The organism is Lutibacter oceani (genome assembly GCF_003384935.1).
GTDB lineage: Bacteria > Bacteroidota > Bacteroidia > Flavobacteriales > Flavobacteriaceae > Lutibacter > Lutibacter oceani.
In genome coordinates, this window is the sequence record NZ_QTTQ01000009.1 from 69,172 (window position 1) to 85,008 (window position 15,837).

Here is a 15,837-nt window from a genome sequence, read left to right on the forward strand (position 1 = left end):
AATTAAAAACTTGAATCCATTTCTTCTTTAGAACCAACAATAATATTATCGTAAATTCTCATACCTGTACCTGCAGGAATTCTTTTACCTACAATCACATTCTCTTTCAATCCTTCTAAATCATCAACTTTTCCACTTACAGCAGCTTCATTTAAAACTTTAGTAGTTTCCTGGAAGGATGCTGCAGAAATAAATGATTTAGTTTGTAAAGAGGCTCTTGTAATACCTTGTAATATTTGTTCAGCTGTAGCTGGATTTGCATCTCTAGCTTCAACTAAAGCTTTATCTTCTCTACGTAATACAGAATTTTCATCTCTTAACTGACGCGGTGTAACAATTTGACCTAATTTTAAAACTGTTGAATCTCCAGCATTTTCAATAACTTTCATTCCATAAATTTCGTCATTCTCTTCAATAAAGTCATTTTTATGCACTAATTGATTCTCTAAGAATAAGGTATCTCCAGAATCAATAATTTTAACTTTACGCATCATTTGTCGAACAACAACTTCAAAATGTTTATCGTTAATTTTTACACCTTGCAACCTATATACTTCTTGAATTTCATTTACTAAATACTCTTGAACTGCAGATGGCCCTTCAATATTTAATATATCATTTGGTGTAACGGCACCTTCAGAAAGTGGCATACCAGCTTTAATAAAGTCATTCTCCTGAACTAAGATTTGGTTAGAAAGTTTAATTAAATACTTTTTAACTTCACCTAATTTAGATTCTACTATTATTTCACGATTACCACGCTTAATTTTCCCAAAAGAAACAACACCATCAATTTCAGAAACAACAGCTGGATTAGAAGGATTACGTGCTTCAAACAATTCAGTAACACGTGGTAAACCTCCAGTAATATCTCCAGATCTTCCAGATTTACGAGGAATTTTTACAATAATCATTCCTGATTGTATTTTATCTCCATCTTCAACAATTAAATGGGCTCCAACTGGTAAATTGTAAGATCTGATAACATTATCGTTATCATCTTTCAATAATAAAGTTGGAATTGTTTTTTTGTTTTTAGATTCGATAATTACTTTCTCTTGGAAACCAGTTTGTTCATCAATTTCAACAAGATAATTTATACCTCTTTCAATACTTTCAAACTGAATAGTTCCTGCAAATTCTGAAACAATAACTCCATTAAATGGATCCCATTTACAAATAAGCTCACCTTTTTTAAGTTTCTGACCATCGGCAACATAAACAGTTGAACCATAAGGGATGTTATTAGTACTTAAAATTAATCCAGATTTTTCATCAATTACTTTAATTTCTGAAGTTCTAGAAATTACAATATCAATATCTGCACCATCGGAGTCTTTTCCTGCAACTGTTCTTAAATCATCAATTACTGCTTTACCAGCAAATTTAGTTGTTAACGTATTATTTTCAGAAATATTTCCTGCAACACCACCAACGTGGAATGTTCTTAATGTTAACTGTGTACCTGGCTCACCAATTGATTGTGCTGCCACAACACCAACTGCCTCACCAATTTGAACCATTTTATTTGTAGATAAACTACGTCCATAACATTGTGAGCAAATACCTTTTTTAGCTTCACATGTTAATGCAGAGCGTACTTCAACACTATCAACAGCAGAATTTTCTATCTTTTTAGCAATTTCGTGTGAAATTTCTTCACCTGAATGCACTAACAATTCTTCCGTAATTGGATCTATCACATCATGTAAACTTACACGACCTTCTATTCTTTCACTTAAAGTTTCAACAATTTCATCATTCTTTTTAAGTGGTTGAACATTTAATCCTCTTAAAGTTCCACAATCAACTTCATTAATAATTACATCTTGTGAAACATCAACCAAACGACGTGTTAAATATCCTGCATCGGCAGTTTTTAATGCCGTATCTGCTAAACCTTTACGAGCACCGTGTGTTGAGATAAAATACTCTAAAATTGATAAACCTTCTTTAAAGTTAGAAAGAATTGGATTTTCAATAATTTCACCACCACCTGCAGTAGATTTTTTAGGTTTTGCCATTAATCCACGCATACCTGTTAACTGACGAATTTGTTCTTTTGAACCCCTTGCACCAGAATCAAGCATCATAAATACAGAGTTAAATCCTTGTTGGTCTTCACGTAAACGTTTCATTGAAAGTTCTGTTAAACGGTTGTTTGTAGAACCCCAAATATCAATTACCTGATTGTAACGCTCTTTATTTGTTAACATACCCATATTATAGTTTACCATAATATTGTCAACTTGAGCATTTGCTTCGGCAATCATTGTATGTTTTTCTGGTGGAATAATAATATCACCTAAACTAAATGATAAACCTCCTTGAAAGGCAAATCTATACCCCATTCCTTTCATATCATCTAAGAATTTTCCAGTAGTTGGAACATCGGTTACTTTTAATATTTCACCAATAATATCTCTTAATGATTTTTTGTTTAAAACTTCATTTACATAACCAGCAGCTTCAGGAACAACTTCATTAAATAAAACTCTACCAACGGTAGTTTCTATAATTTGATTTACAAGTTTTCCTTCTTCATTAAAGTCTTTGGTTCTAACTTTAATACTCGCATTTAAGTCAACTGCCTTTTCATTAAAAGCAATAGTAACTTCTTCAGGAGAATAGAAAGTTAACCCTTCTCCTTTAATTGGGTGTTCAGGAGTAGACTTACGTTCTTTTGTCATATAATATAAACCAAGTACCATATCCTGAGATGGGACAGTTATTGGAGCTCCATTTGCTGGATTTAATATATTATGTGATGCTAACATTAATAACTGACACTCTAATATAGCCTCAGGTCCTAATGGTAAATGAACCGCCATTTGATCCCCATCAAAATCGGCGTTGAATGCCGTACATACTAATGGATGTAATTGAATTGCTTTTCCTTCAATTAATTTTGGCTGAAAAGCTTGGATTCCCAAACGGTGTAAAGTAGGGGCACGGTTTAACATTACAGGATGTCCTTTTAAAACATTCTCTAAGATATCCCATACAACTGGTTCCCTTTTATCAATAATTTTCTTTGCAGATTTTACTGTTTTTACAATACCTCTTTCTATTAATTTTCTAATAACAAAAGGTTTGTATAATTCAGCTGCCATATCCTTTGGCAATCCACATTCGTATAATTTTAATTCTGGGCCAACAACAATTACAGAACGTGCAGAATAGTCAACACGTTTACCTAATAAGTTTTGACGGAAACGTCCTTGTTTACCTTTTAATGAATCAGATAGCGATTTTAACGGTCTATTAGATTCTGTTTTTACTGCTGAAGATTTACGTGTGTTATCAAATAATGAGTCTACAGATTCCTGTAACATACGTTTTTCATTACGTAAAATAACTTCTGGAGCTTTAATTTCAACCAATCTTTTTAAACGATTGTTACGGATAATTACTCTTCTGTATAAATCATTTAAATCTGAAGTTGCAAATCTACCACCATCTAATGGAACTAATGGACGCAATTCTGGTGGAGTCACCGGAATTACTTTCATTATCATCCATTCTGGACGGTTTTCTCTATTTTTATTAGCATCTCTAAAAGATTCAACAACGTTTAATCTTTTTAATGCTTCTGTTTTACGTTGTTTAGATGTTTCAGTATTTGCTTTATGACGTAATTCATAAGATAATTCATCTAAATCAATACGATTAAATAAATCAATTAAACAAGCAGCACCCATTTTAGCAATAAACTTTTCAGGGTCATTATCATCTAAATATTGGTTTTCAACAGGGAATGATTCAAGAATATCTAAATACTCTTCTTCAGTTAAGAAATCCATTTTTTGCAATGGCTCTCCATCTGAATTCTTTGCCCCAGCTGGTTGTATTACTACATATCGCTCGTAGTAAATAATCATATCTAACTTTTTAGATGGTAACCCTAAAAGGTATCCCATTTTGTTAGGCAATGATTTAAAGTACCATATATGAGCAACAGGCACTACTAAATTAATATGACCTACTCTATCTCTACGAACTTTCTTTTCAGTAACTTCTACACCACATCGGTCACATACTATTCCTTTATATCTAATTCTCTTGTATTTACCACAAGCACATTCATAATCTTTTATAGGGCCAAAAATACGCTCACAAAACAATCCATCTCTTTCAGGTTTATGAGTTCGGTAATTTATAGTTTCTGGCTTTAATACTTCTCCGTTTGATTTCTCAAGAATTGCTTCTGGAGATGATAAACCAATTGAAATTTTATTAAATTTTTTTACAGTGTATTTATCGTTTTTTCTTGCCATGATAATATTGATGGATTCGAATTTTAAAAATGTAAAAATATGAATAGTTAGAAGGCAAAACCTTCTAACTATTTTTTGTTATTATTCCTCTAATCTAACGTCTAATCCAAGGCCTCTAAGCTCGTGCATTAATACATTAAATGATTCTGGTAATCCTGGCTCTGGCATAGCATCACCTTTAACAATAGCCTCATATGTCTTAGCTCTACCTAAAACATCATCAGATTTTACTGTTAAGATTTCGCGTAGCGTACTTGATGCTCCATAAGCTTCAAGTGCCCAAACCTCCATTTCACCAAAACGTTGACCTCCAAATTGTGCTTTACCTCCTAATGGTTGTTGCGTAATTAAAGAGTATGGTCCAATTGAACGTGCATGCATTTTATCATCAATCATATGACCTAACTTAATCATATAAATAACTCCAACTGTTGCTGGTTGATCAAAGCGTTGTCCTGTACCTCCATCATATAAATAAGTATGTCCATATTGAGGTACACCTGCATCAGAAGTAATCTGATTTATTTGATCGATAGTTGCACCATCAAAAATTGGTGTAGCATATTTAGTATCTAATTTTTGACCAGCCCATCCAAGAACTGTTTCATAAATTTGTCCAATATTCATACGTGAAGGCACACCTAATGGGTTTAATACAATATCAACTGGTGTTCCATCTTCCAAGAAAGGCATATCTTCTTGACGAACAATACGAGCAACAATACCTTTGTTACCGTGACGCCCTGCCATTTTATCCCCTACTTTTAACTTACGCTTTTTAGCAATGTAAATTTTTGCAAGTTTTAAAATTCCTGCTGGCAATTCATCTCCAACCGAAACCGTAAATTTCTCACGTCTTAAAGAACCTTGTAAATCATTTACTTTAATCTTGTAATTATGAATTAACTCATTTACAAGCATATTTATATGACTATCTGTAGTCCAAACTCCTTTTGTTAAATAAACAAAATCCGGAACTGCATTTAACATTTTTAATGTAAACTTTTTACCCTTTTGAAGTATTTCTTCACCTAAATCGTTTAAAACACCTTGAGATGTTTTACCACTAATTAAAGTAAATAATTTTTCAATAAGTACAGATCTTAAATCTTCAAGTTTTGCTGTATATTTACTCTCTAAGTTAGCAATACTTATTTTATCTTGTGCTCGCTTAGATTTATCTTTAACTGCACGTTCAAATAATTTTTTATCAATTACAACTCCTCTTAATGAAGGTGAAGCTTTTAATGATGCATCTTTAACATCTCCAGCTTTATCACCAAAAATTGCTCTTAATAATTTTTCTTCAGGTGTTGGGTCAGATTCTCCTTTAGGTGTAATTTTACCAATTAAAATATCTCCAGGTTTCACTTCAGCACCAATACGAATCATTCCATTTTCATCTAAATCTTTAGTAGCTTCTTCCGAAACATTTGGAATATCATTAGTCAACTCTTCAGCACCAAGTTTAGTATCTCTAACATCCATTGAATATTCATCAATATGGATGGAAGTAAAAATATCTTCTTTTACAACTTTTTCAGAAATTACAATTGCATCCTCAAAGTTATACCCTTTCCAAGGCATAAAGGCAACCTTCATATTTCTACCAAGAGCTAATTCTCCTTTTTGTGTTGCATATCCTTCGCAAAGTACCTGTCCCTCTTCAACTCTATCTCCCTTTTGAACAATTGGTTTTAAGTTTATAGAAGTTCCTTGGTTTGTTTTTCTAAATTTAATTAAATTGTAAGATTTACTATCTCCATCAAAACTTACCATACGATCTTCATCAGTCTTATCGTATTTAATTTCAATGGTATTAGCATCTACATATTCAACAACTCCTGCTCCTTCAGCATTCATTAAAATACGTGAATCTTTTGCAACTCTTCGCTCTAATCCAGTACCAACTATAGGTGATTCTGGTTTTAATAATGGAACTGCCTGACGCATCATGTTTGATCCCATCAATGCACGGTTCGCATCATCATGTTCTAAGAACGGTATTAACGATGCAGAAATTGATGCAATTTGGTTTGGAGCAACATCCATATAGTTAACATTTGTTGGCTCAACAACAGGATAATCAGCTTCCTCACGAACAATTACTTTATCTGCAATAAATCTACCAGCATCATCTAAAGGAAGGTTAGACTGTGCAAACTTCATTCCTTCTTCTTCTTCTGCACTTAAATATCTAGGTTCTTCAGTAATATTAACATTACCATCTATTACTTCTCGATATGGTGTTTCTATAAACCCTAAGTTATTCACTTTTGCAAAAACTGCTAAAGATGAAATTAAACCAATGTTTGGTCCCTCAGGAGTTTCAATAGGACATAAACGTCCATAATGTGTATAATGAACATCACGCACCTCAAATCCAGCTCTTTCTCTTGATAAACCTCCAGGTCCTAATGCTGATAATCTACGTTTGTGAGTAATCTCAGCTAAAGGATTTGTTTGATCCATAAATTGAGATAACTGATTTGTTCCAAAAAATGAATTAATTACAGATGATAAAGTTTTTGCATTAATTAAATCAATTGGTGTAAATACTTCATTATCACGAACATTCATACGCTCACGAATAGTACGAGCCATCCTAGATAAACCAACACCAAATTGACTTGCTAATTGCTCACCAACTGTACGCACACGACGGTTAGATAAGTGGTCAATATCATCAACTTCAGCTTTAGAATTTACTAATTTTATCAAGTTTTTGATAATAGTAATAATATCTACTTTAGTTAAAACTTTTTGATTAATGTCTTCATTTAATCCAAGTTTTTTATTCATTCTATAACGTCCTACTTCACCTAAGTTATAACGTTGTTCTGAGAAGAATAATTTATCAATAATACCTTTCGCAGTTTCAAAATCTGGCGGTTCAGCATTACGTAATTGTCTATAAATATGTTCAACAGCTTCTTTTTCAGAGTTTGTTGGATCTTTTTGCAATGTATTGTGAATAATAGCATAATCGGCCATTTCATTATCTTCTTTATGAAGTAAAATGGTTTTAGTTCCTGATTCAACTATTTCTTCAATTTGTTCTTTTTCTAAAATTGTATCTCTATCCAACACAATTTCATTTCTTTCAATAGAAACAACTTCACCAGTATCTTCATCAACAAAGTCCTCAAACCAAGTTTTTAATACACGTGCAGCTAATTTTCTACCTAATACTTTTTTAAGTCCACTTTTAGAAACTTTTACTTCTTCTGCAAGGTCAAAAATTTCAAGAATGTCTTTATCTCTTTCGTAACCAATTGCTCTAAACAATGTTGTTACAGGTAATTTTTTCTTTCTATCAATATAAGCATACATTACTTGATTGATATCTGTTGCAAACTCTATCCAAGAACCTTTAAAAGGAATTACTCTTGCTGAATATAATTTTGTTCCGTTTGCGTGGAATGACTGTCCAAAGAATACTCCTGGAGAACGGTGTAATTGTGAAACTACAACTCTTTCTGCTCCATTAATAACGAAAGTACCACTATTAGTCATATATGGAATTGTACCAAGATAAACATCTTGTACAATAGTTTCGAAATCTTCGTGTTCAGGATCTGTACAGTACAGTTTTAAACGTGCTTTTAATGGCACACAATATGTTAAACCTCTTTCAATACATTCTTGAATTGAATATCTTGGAGGGTCTACAAAGTAGTCTATAAACTCTAACACAAATTGGTTACGAGTATCTGTAATTGGGAAGTTATCAAGGAAGGTTTTGTACAACCCTTCGGTACTTCGTTCGTCAGCTTTAGTTTTTAATTGGAAAAAATCTTGAAACGATTTAACCTGAATATCTAAAAAATCTGGATATTCAGTTACCAATTTAGCTGATGCAAAGTTTATTCTTTCGGTGAAATTTTTTGATGCCAATGGACAAAAACTTTAAGTTAAAAAACTATTAAAAATATAAGAACGAATATATACGCAAAATGGTTTAGGTCTTAGGGTAACCCCAGACCTAAACCTTAAATTGTTTTAGCTGTTGAATGCTTATTTAAGCTCAACCTCTGCTCCAGCCTCTTCTAATGAAGCTTTTAATGCTTCAGCTTCGTCTTTAGAAACACCTTCTTTTACAGGTGCTGGTGCGCTATCAACTACACCTTTAGCTTCTTTTAATCCTAAACCAGTTAATTCTTTAACCAATTTTACAACTGCTAATTTAGAACCTCCTGCTGCTTTTAAAATTACGTCAAACTCAGTTTGAGCTTCTTCTGCTGCTTCTCCACCTGCTGCTGGACCTGCAACTGCAACTGCTGCTGCAGCTGGCTCAATACCGTATTCATCTTTTAAAATATTAGCTAACTCATTTACTTCTTTCACTGTTAAGTTAACAAGTTGTTCTGCGAAATCTTTCAAATCTGCCATTTCTCTTTGTTTAATTTTTATTATTTAGTTTATTAGTGCGCTTATTCTTTTTCTGATAATGTTGTAAGAATTCCTGATAATTTATTACCTCCAGATTGTAATGCTGAAATAACATTTTTAGCTGGTGATTGTAATAAAGTAATAATATCTCCAATAAGCTCTTCTTTAGATTTAATATTTACTAAAGCATCAAGTTGATCATCACCAACATAAATAGCTTCTTCAATATAAGCTCCTTTTAAAACAGGCTTCTTAGATTTTTTACGAAATTCTTTAATTAATTTTGCTGGAGCATTACCTGTTTCTGAAATCATTAAAGAAGTATTTCCTTTCAATGATTCTGGTAAATCTCCAAAATCTTTATCAGATTTAGCCATTGCTTTTGAAAGCAATGTATTTTTAACAACTGCAAGTTTAATATTTGCTTTAAAACATGCTCTACGTAAGTTAGATGTATCCAAGGCGTTTAAACCTGAAATATCTGCTAAATAGATTATGTTACTTTCAGTTAACTTAGTTGTTAAAGCCTCTATTACTTGTGATTTTTCTTCTCTCGTCATAATTTCTAAGTTTTAACTATTAACTGATTTAGTATCAATACTAACACTTGGACTCATTGTACTTGATAAGTAAATACTTTTAACATATGTACCTTTTGCTGCTGTAGGCTTTAATTTAATTAAAGTTTGAATTAATTCTCCTGCATTTTCAGCAATTTTATCGGCTGTAAATGAAGCCTTACCAATAGCTGCATGTACAATACCTGTTTTATCAACTTTAAAGTCAATTTTACCAGCTTTAACCTCTGTTACAGCTTTTGCAACATCCATAGTTACTGTACCTGTTTTTGGGTTTGGCATTAAACCTCTAGGTCCTAATATACGACCTAATGGACCTAATTTACCCATAACGCTAGGCATAGTAATAATTACATCTACATCAGTCCAACCATCTTTAATTTTTTGAAGGTATTCATCTAAACCAACATAATCAGCACCTGCTTCTTTAGCGTCTGCTTCTTTATCTGGAGTAACCAATGCTAAAACTTTAACATCTTTTCCAGTTCCATGTGGTAATGTAACTACCCCTCTAACCATTTGATTAGCTTTACGAGGATCTACTCCTAATCTAACAGCTAAGTCAATAGATGCATCAAAATTCACATTAGTAATTTCCTTTACTAAGGCAGAAGCATCTTTCAATGAATAAGATTGAGTATTATCAATCTTAGCTTGAGCTTCTTTTTGCTTTTTAGCTAATTTTGCCATTTTTTAACTGTTTTATTGTTTTACAGGAGCTTCTCCCTTTACTCTAATTCCCATCGAACGCGCAGTACCTGCCATCATTAACATTGCTGATTCAACTGTAAATGCGTTTAAATCTACCATTTTATCTTCAGCAATAGTTCTTAATTGATCCCAAGTTACTGTAGCTACTTTACTACGATTAGGTTCTGAAGAACCTTTTTTCACTTTAGCTGCTTCAAGTATTTGAATAGCTGCTGGTGGAGTTTTTACAACAAAATCAAAAGATTTATCTTTGTATACAGTAATTGCAACAGGTAAAACTTTTCCTTGCTTATCTTGAGTTCTAGCATTAAACTGCTTACAGAACTCCATAATATTAACCCCGGCAGCACCCAAAGCAGGTCCAACTGGTGGTGACGGATTTGCCGCACCTCCACGAACTTGTAATTTTACTACTTTACTAACTTCTTTTGCCATTTTTTAATCTTAAATTAGATTTTACATAATTTTTGGAAGCAATATGTAACATCATATTATTTTAACGTAACAGTTATGAAATTTTTTCAACCTGCATATAACTTAATTCTAACGGTGTTTTTCTACCGAAAATTTTCACCATAACCTCAAGCTTACGTTTTTCTTCATTTATTTTTTCAATAGTACCATCAAAACCATTAAATGGACCATCAATAACTTTTACTGTTTCACCAATTACATAAGGTATTGTAAAATTATCGTTTTGAACAGATAATTCATCAACCTTACCAAGCATTCGGTTAATTTCAGATTTTCTCATTGGTACAGGATCTCCTCCTTTAACTTCACCTAAAAATCCAATAACTCCAGTAATTGATTTAATTATGTGTGGAAGCTCACCACTTAAGTTAGCCTCAATCATAACATAACCCGGAAAATAAACACGTTCTTTATGTATTTTTTTTCCATTACGTACTTGAATTACTTTTTCTGTAGGTACAATTACTCTATCAACATAATCAGTCATCCCTAAACGAGCAATTTCATTTTCAATATAAGTTTTCACTTTATTTTCTTGCCCACCTATAGCTCTAACTACATACCATTTTTTTACAGAATCAGCCATACTAACTTTTACTAATTAAAATAATTTAAAATACTCAGTTAAACCAGTTTGGAAGAATTTATCTACAAGAAATACTGCCAATGCAAATAAAACTGTAAATATCGCAACAACTACTGTTGATTTTTGAGCTTCAACCCAAGAAATCCATGAAACTTTATTACGTAACTCTTCAAATGAGTCTTTTATATATTTAACTAAATTCATTTCTTTAAATTTTGCACGGGTGGAGAGGCTCGAACTCCCGACACCTGGTTTTGGAGACCAGTGCTCTACCAACTGAGCTACACCCGTAAATATAAGGTGCTCCTCTAATTAGAAGCACCTTTATTTATATATTTTGGTGTATTTACTAGTCTAACATTTCTGTTACCTGACCTGCACCTACTGTTCTACCACCTTCACGAATTGCAAAACGTAAACCAACGTTTAACGCAATAGCTTGATGTAATTCAACATTAATTGTTAAGTTATCACCTGGCATAACCATTTCAACTCCATCAGGTAAATTAATAGTACCTGTAACATCTGTTGTTCTTACATAGAACTGTGGACGGTAGTTATTATGGAATGGTGTGTGACGACCACCTTCTTCTTTTTTAAGGATATATACCTCAGCTTTAAATTTAGCGTGTGGAGTTACTGAACCTGGTTTACAGATTACCATACCTCTTTTAATATCTTCTTTTGCAATACCTCTTAATAAAATACCTACGTTATCTCCAGCTTCACCTCTATCTAATATCTTACGGAACATTTCAACTCCAGTAATAGTAGAAGTTAATTTTTCAGCACCCATACCAATAATATCAACAGCATCACCTGTATTAGCTACACCAGTTTCAATACGACCTGTTGCAACAGTTCCACGACCTGTAATTGAGAATACATCTTCAATTGGCATTAAGAAATCTTTATCAACATCACGCTTAGGTAACTCAATCCAAGTATCAACAGCATCCATTAATTCCATAATTTTCTCCATCCATTTTGGATCTTTGTTCAATCCTCCTAATGCAGAACCTTGAATAACAGGAGTGTTATCACCATCATATTCGTAGAATGATAATAAATCTCTAATTTCCATCTCTACTAATTCTAATAGTTCTTCATCATCAACCATATCCACTTTATTCATGAATACAACTAATCTAGGAATACCTACCTGACGACCTAATAAGATATGCTCTCTAGTTTGAGGCATTGGTCCATCTGTTGCAGCAACAACTATGATTGCACCATCCATTTGAGCAGCACCAGTTACCATGTTTTTTACGTAATCCGCGTGACCTGGACAGTCAACGTGAGCGTAGTGACGATTAGCAGTTTGATACTCTACGTGAGCAGTATTAATTGTAATACCTCTCTCTTTCTCCTCAGGAGCGTTATCAATCTGATCAAAGTCTTTAATTTCAGAAAGTCCTTTCTCTGCTAATACAACAGTAATAGCAGCTGTTAAGGTTGTTTTACCGTGATCAACGTGTCCAATAGTACCAATGTTTAAATGCGGTTTTGAACGATCGAAAGTTTCTTTAGCCATAATTATTAATTTTTAAATCTTAGTTATATATAGTGTTAAATTCAATTCATTTATTGAGCCAATGACGGGAATTGAACCCGTGACCTCTTCCTTACCAAGGAAACGCTCTACCCCTGAGCTACACCGGCCAAAAAAATAGAGCGAGAGACCGGGCTCGAACCGGCGACAGTCAGCTTGGAAGGCTGAAGCTCTACCAACTGAGCTACTCTCGCAATAATTTTTTCCAAATCATCATTGGGTATTATTATTAATTCCAATTTTTTGTGGTGAGAGGAGGATTCGAACCTCCGAAGCTTGCGCAGCAGATTTACAGTCTGCCCTCGTTGGCCACTTGAGTATCTCACCGTTATTATTATTTTTTCAAAGACCTGAGCCGATGGAGGGACTCGAACCCACGACCTGCTGATTACAAATCAGCTGCTCTAGCCAGCTGAGCTACATCGGCATTTTACTCCATAAAAGAAGCCCGTTATTTCTAACGGACTGCAAATGTATTAAAGTTTTAATTTTAAACAAAACTTTTTTAAACTATTTTTAATAAATTATTTAGCTCTAACTTTTTCTTTTTTTTGCGTAAGCTTTCTTTTTAAAGAATCTACTGCTAACATAGCACCTTCCTCAAAAGTTTTGCATTGCTTTTTTACCACAAAATCACTCCCGGGAATGTTTAATTTTATATCAACTGTCTTATTTTCTTTTTCTCTTGTTTGCTGTACTTTTAAAAACACTTCAGAATCAACTATTTTATCATAATATTTTTCTAAACCATTTACTTTTTTTTCAATAAATTCAATAAGACCTTTGTCCGCATTAAAATTAACAGATTGTACGTATACTTTCATAAAATTATTTTTTTTGGCTCCTTGGGTGAGCTTGATTATACACTTCTTTTAATTTACCCAAACTACTATGGGTATAAACTTGTGTTGACGCTAAACTAGAATGCCCAAGCAATTCTTTAACTGAGTTTAAATCAGCACCCTCATTAAGTAAATGTGTAGCAAAAGAATGCCTAATTACATGTGGACTCTTTTTAACTTTCGATGACACACTACTAAAATAATTATTTATTACTCGATACACAAGTGTATCATAGATTTTTTTACCTTTTTTTGTAAGAAACAAATTAGTTTCTTTAGTTTGAATTTCTTCTCTAAACTTAAGATAATTTTTCAATGAGTTTTGCACTGTTTTTATTAACGGAATATAGCGCTCTTTATTTCTCTTTCCTAAAACTTTAACAGTTTCATTATTAAAATCAATATTTTCAATTTTAATTTGAATTAACTCGCTTCTTCGGATTCCAGTAGAATAAAATAATTCCACAATTAATTTATTACGAACTGCTTCAAAATCAGCCACCTCATCTTTCAAACTAAGAACATCTTTTATTTCCTTTTCCGAAAAAGGGACTTGTACTTTTTTTGAAACTTTTAAAACTTGATGCTTTACTAACGGACTTACTTCTATTTGTTTTGTTTTTTGAAGAAACTTATAAAATGATTTTAAGGAGGATATTTTTCTGTTTATTGTTCTGTTGGATACTTTCAAATTAACCAGCTCAACAATCCAACTTCTAATTTGAGAATAATTAATTTGTATTAAATCCTCACTTTCATATTCTGATAAACAAAAAGATTTAAAATCAGTCAAATCTTTTTTATAAGCTATAATGGTATGCTTTGAATATTTTTTTTCAATTAAAAGATAACTTAAAAAGGAATTTACAGGCATAAAAAAACCGTTAGAAAACAAACATACAAATTGTAAATTGTTTTTACTAACGGTTTTTATTTTTTGGTTAAAAATTAACCTTGCTCTTCTGTAGTTCTTAATCTTTGAACATATTGAGCTTTTATGTTTTGCGCACGTTTAACAACCGATGGTTTATTGAATTGCTTACGATTACGTAAATTTTTCATTGTTTTTGTACGATCAAATTTTCTTTTATAACGTTTTAACGCTCTATCGATATTTTCTCCGTCTTTAACTGGTATGATTAACATATTTTAGCACCTCCTTTCAAGTCGTTCTCTTTTAAATTTTGGATTGCAAAGATACAAACATTTTAAATACAGACAATATAAATTATATAATTTATTTAAGTTAATGGTTTATATTCTTTTTTGTCAATCACAATTTTAGAAATAATCTCCCTTAAAATTTCAGAAGTCCCTCCACCAATTGGACCTAATCGGCTATCTCTAAACAACCTTGCCATTGGATAATCTTCCATATAACCATAACCTCCTAAAAGTTGCAAACATTCATAAATGACTTCATCTGCAATTTTAGTAGACATTAATTTAGACATGCTAGCTTCTTTTACCACATATTGCCCTTTATCTAACCTATTAATAATTGAATAATTAAATTCTTTACACATTTCAATTTCACTTGCCATATCTGCTACTTTATGACGCAAGGCCTGAAATTTATTAATAGTTTTTCCAAAAGCTTTTCTTTCAGACATATATTGAAGGGCATATTCTAAAGCAAATTCCGCCCTAGCATGAGCATTTACCCCCATTATAACTCGCTCTAATGCAAAATGCTGCATAATATACGGAAACCCTTTACCTTCATCTCCCATTAAATTTCCAGCGGGAATTATAACATTATCAAAAGCAATTTCAGCTGTATCTGAAGCCTTCCATCCTAATTTTTCTAAGTTAGTTGCAGATATTCCGGGAGTTTCACGATCAACTACAAAAATACTCATTCCTTTATTTCCTAATTCGGGTGCTGTTTTAGCTGCAACCACTAAATAATCGGAATAAACTCCATTTGTAATAAATGTTTTTGAACCATTCAACACATAAGTATCACCTTTTTTTGTAGCAATAGTTCTCATTCCTGCAACGTCAGATCCTCCAAATGGTTCAGATATACACAAACAGCCTACTTTTTCACCATTTATACTTGGTACTAAGTATTTTTCTTTAATGGCTTTACTTCCTTCTTTTTCCAGATGTGTCATTGCTAAATAGGTATGCGCCCACATTGCAGCTGCAAATCCTCCAGAATTAACTTTTTGCATTTCTTCTAAAAAAATGACAGTGTAAAAAAGATCTAAATTTAGCCCTCCAAATTCTTCTGGATAATTCAATCCAAAATATCCCATTTCACCAAATTTCTTAAATATATTTTTATCTACGAAACCATCTTTTTCCCATTTATCTATAAATGGAACTACTTCTTTTTGTAAAAAATCTCGAAAACTTTGTCGAAATGCCTTGTGCTCTTCAGTAAAATACATACTATTCATTCCAGGCTAACTGT

At 32.5% G+C, this 15,837-nt stretch carries 13 protein-coding genes and 5 tRNA genes; all 18 read right to left on the bottom strand.

Annotation, left to right across the window (positions count from 1 at the left end; all coding sequences use genetic code 11):
• Window positions 1-2: 2 nt before the first annotated feature.
• Complete coding sequence (gene rpoC / locus BX611_RS00380; protein ID WP_115877518.1) at window positions 3-4,277, bottom strand: DNA-directed RNA polymerase subunit beta'; 4,275 nt, start codon at window positions 4,275-4,277, stop codon at window positions 3-5.
• A gap of 81 nt (window positions 4,278-4,358) precedes the next feature.
• Window positions 4,359-8,174 (bottom strand): DNA-directed RNA polymerase subunit beta, encoded by a 3,816-nt coding sequence (gene rpoB, locus BX611_RS00385; RefSeq protein WP_115877519.1) that lies wholly within the window; start codon window positions 8,172-8,174, stop codon window positions 4,359-4,361.
• Between the two features lie 120 nt (window positions 8,175-8,294).
• Window positions 8,295-8,669: a 50S ribosomal protein L7/L12 gene (rplL, locus tag BX611_RS00390; RefSeq protein ID WP_115877520.1), complete on the bottom strand. Its 375-nt coding sequence runs from the start codon at window positions 8,667-8,669 to the stop codon at window positions 8,295-8,297.
• Window positions 8,670-8,710: 41 nt separating this feature from the next.
• Entirely contained in the window at window positions 8,711-9,229 is a 519-nt protein-coding gene (gene rplJ, locus BX611_RS00395; protein WP_115877521.1) for a 50S ribosomal protein L10, read from the bottom strand.
• A gap of 12 nt (window positions 9,230-9,241) precedes the next feature.
• The gene (gene rplA / locus BX611_RS00400) at window positions 9,242-9,937 is read right to left on the bottom strand and encodes a 50S ribosomal protein L1 (RefSeq protein ID WP_115877522.1); all 696 of its coding nucleotides are present in this window, start codon (window positions 9,935-9,937) and stop codon (window positions 9,242-9,244) included.
• A gap of 12 nt (window positions 9,938-9,949) precedes the next feature.
• Window positions 9,950-10,393, bottom strand: coding sequence for a 50S ribosomal protein L11 (rplK, locus tag BX611_RS00405; RefSeq protein WP_115877523.1), 444 nt, complete (start codon window positions 10,391-10,393; stop codon window positions 9,950-9,952).
• A 73-nt stretch (window positions 10,394-10,466) separates the two neighbouring features.
• Window positions 10,467-11,018 (bottom strand): transcription termination/antitermination protein NusG, encoded by a 552-nt coding sequence (gene nusG / locus BX611_RS00410; RefSeq protein WP_115877524.1) that lies wholly within the window; start codon window positions 11,016-11,018, stop codon window positions 10,467-10,469.
• A gap of 15 nt (window positions 11,019-11,033) precedes the next feature.
• Window positions 11,034-11,222: a preprotein translocase subunit SecE gene (gene secE / locus BX611_RS00415; RefSeq protein ID WP_115877525.1), complete on the bottom strand. Its 189-nt coding sequence runs from the start codon at window positions 11,220-11,222 to the stop codon at window positions 11,034-11,036.
• 14 nt (window positions 11,223-11,236) lie between these two features.
• Window positions 11,237-11,309 (bottom strand) — tRNA-Trp (locus BX611_RS00420).
• Window positions 11,310-11,367: 58 nt separating this feature from the next.
• Window positions 11,368-12,555: an elongation factor Tu gene (gene tuf, locus BX611_RS00425; RefSeq protein ID WP_115877526.1), complete on the bottom strand. Its 1,188-nt coding sequence runs from the start codon at window positions 12,553-12,555 to the stop codon at window positions 11,368-11,370.
• A 56-nt stretch (window positions 12,556-12,611) separates the two neighbouring features.
• A tRNA-Thr gene (locus BX611_RS00430) sits at window positions 12,612-12,683 on the bottom strand.
• 11 nt (window positions 12,684-12,694) lie between these two features.
• Window positions 12,695-12,767, bottom strand: a tRNA-Gly gene (locus tag BX611_RS00435).
• A gap of 52 nt (window positions 12,768-12,819) precedes the next feature.
• Window positions 12,820-12,900 (bottom strand) — tRNA-Tyr (locus BX611_RS00440).
• 26 nt (window positions 12,901-12,926) lie between these two features.
• Window positions 12,927-13,000 (bottom strand) — tRNA-Thr (locus tag BX611_RS00445).
• A 97-nt stretch (window positions 13,001-13,097) separates the two neighbouring features.
• Window positions 13,098-13,397: a ribosome hibernation-promoting factor, HPF/YfiA family gene (hpf, locus tag BX611_RS00450; protein WP_115877527.1), complete on the bottom strand. Its 300-nt coding sequence runs from the start codon at window positions 13,395-13,397 to the stop codon at window positions 13,098-13,100.
• A gap of 4 nt (window positions 13,398-13,401) precedes the next feature.
• On the bottom strand, window positions 13,402-14,289 hold the full coding sequence (locus tag BX611_RS00455; protein ID WP_115877528.1) for a tyrosine-type recombinase/integrase: 888 nt from the start codon (window positions 14,287-14,289) through the stop codon (window positions 13,402-13,404).
• Between the two features lie 74 nt (window positions 14,290-14,363).
• Window positions 14,364-14,561, bottom strand: coding sequence for a 30S ribosomal protein S21 (rpsU, locus tag BX611_RS00460; protein WP_115877529.1), 198 nt, complete (start codon window positions 14,559-14,561; stop codon window positions 14,364-14,366).
• A gap of 95 nt (window positions 14,562-14,656) precedes the next feature.
• Window positions 14,657-15,823, bottom strand: coding sequence for an acyl-CoA dehydrogenase family protein (locus BX611_RS00465; RefSeq protein WP_115877530.1), 1,167 nt, complete (start codon window positions 15,821-15,823; stop codon window positions 14,657-14,659).
• Window positions 15,824-15,837 lie beyond the last annotated feature (14 nt).